We start from the raw sequence: 1,372 nt of genomic DNA, 5'->3' as shown, positions 1-1,372 counted from the left end.
GCGAGCACGGTCGCGCGGCGCGCGACGCCGGCCCGCGCCTCGCCCGCCGCCATGGCGATCGCCGGGCCGAGGCCGATGGCAGCGGCGATTTCGGACAGTACGGTGCGGGAGACCAGATGCGACAGCCGCACGCCGAGCGCGCCTTCCTGTTCGTTGGGGTAGCGTTCGGCGAGCCATTCGGCGACCAGCAGGCCGAGCACGCGGTCGCCGATGAACTCCAGCCGCTCGTTCGAGCCGCGCCCGCCCCGGCCGGCGGCGGAGCGATGGGTGAGCGCCTCGCGCAGCAGCGCGGGCGAGGCGAAGCGGTATCCGAACAGGGCCTCGCTGTCGGCGTCCGTCCCCACGCCGCTCAGCGGAGGCTGTCGAACAGCCGGTCCCAGCGGATCTCGCCCGGCCAGCGCCAGACCTGCCACCACGGCGCGTCGGCATCGACGGAGAAGAACAGGAACTCCGCCCGGCCGACCAGATTTTCCATCGGCACGAACCCGACCCCGCCCTGGCTCGGCTGGAACCGGCTGTCGGCGGAGTTGTCGCGGTTGTCGCCCATGGCAAAGAACGTGCCGGCGGGCACCAGGAAATCGGGGGTGTCGTTGGCTTCCTGATACGTCATCGAGTTGGTGACGGCGGGATCGACCACCTTGCAGATATAGTGCTTTACCCCGTCGGGCAGCGTCTCGAGGTAGCGGACGGACTGGCTTTCGTAATTGCCTTCCTCGTCCGGGCAGTGACCGGCTTCCTGGCGCGCGACTTCCTTGCCGTCGATGTAGAGCTGGCCGCCCTTCACCTGCACGTGCTGCCCCGGCAGGGCGATCACGCGCTTGATGAAGTCGATCGACTCGTGGCCCGGCTGGCGGAAGACGACGATGTCGCCCTGACGCGGCGCATGGCCGAGGATACGGCCGGAAAACGAGGGGAACGACAGCGGCATCGAATACTGCGAATAGCCGTAGCTGTATTTCGACACGAACAGATAGTCGCCGACGAGCAATGTCGGCACCATGCTGGCGGACGGGATGTTGAACGGCTCGAACAGGAACGTGCGTATGCCGATGGCGATCAGGCCGGCATAGATGATCGTCTTGACGTTATCCAATAAAACGCTGGATTTGCGCTTCGCAACTCGATCCAAGAGCCGGCTCCGCCCCAAGGGTGGCCGGATCAAGCCCCTCGGCCCCCGGGCTGTCAAGGAAACCCATCGCCAGCCGGTGGCAGCGGCGGGCAGGCGCGCCGCCGCGAGGATGGGCCGGGGACCGGGCGGCCCGTGGCACCTGGCAAAGGGCGCCTGGCGAGGGGCGGCCGGCGAGGGGCGGGCTGGATCAGGACGCGGCGGTGACGGCGTAGGCCGTCTCGCGCAGCCGCGCCTCCCCGGAAA

General features: G+C 68.7%; 2 protein-coding genes. Both read right to left on the bottom strand.

Annotated features, from left to right (window positions below; all coding sequences use genetic code 11):
- A partial coding sequence (locus B8460_RS16820; RefSeq protein ID WP_277813990.1) for a ribonuclease III family protein occupies positions 1-344 on the bottom strand: 344 nt, incomplete at its 3' end.
- 5 nt (positions 345-349) lie between these two features.
- Entirely contained in the window at positions 350-1,129 is a 780-nt protein-coding gene (gene lepB / locus B8460_RS16815) for a signal peptidase I (RefSeq protein ID WP_048862772.1), read from the bottom strand.
- Positions 1,130-1,372 lie beyond the last annotated feature (243 nt).

It is taken from the genome of Acidisphaera rubrifaciens HS-AP3 (genome assembly GCF_000964365.1).
Taxonomy (GTDB): Bacteria; Pseudomonadota; Alphaproteobacteria; order Acetobacterales; family Acetobacteraceae; genus Acidisphaera; species Acidisphaera rubrifaciens.
Note: the sequence above shows the minus strand (reverse complement) of the source record. Positions and strands in the feature narration are given on the sequence as shown.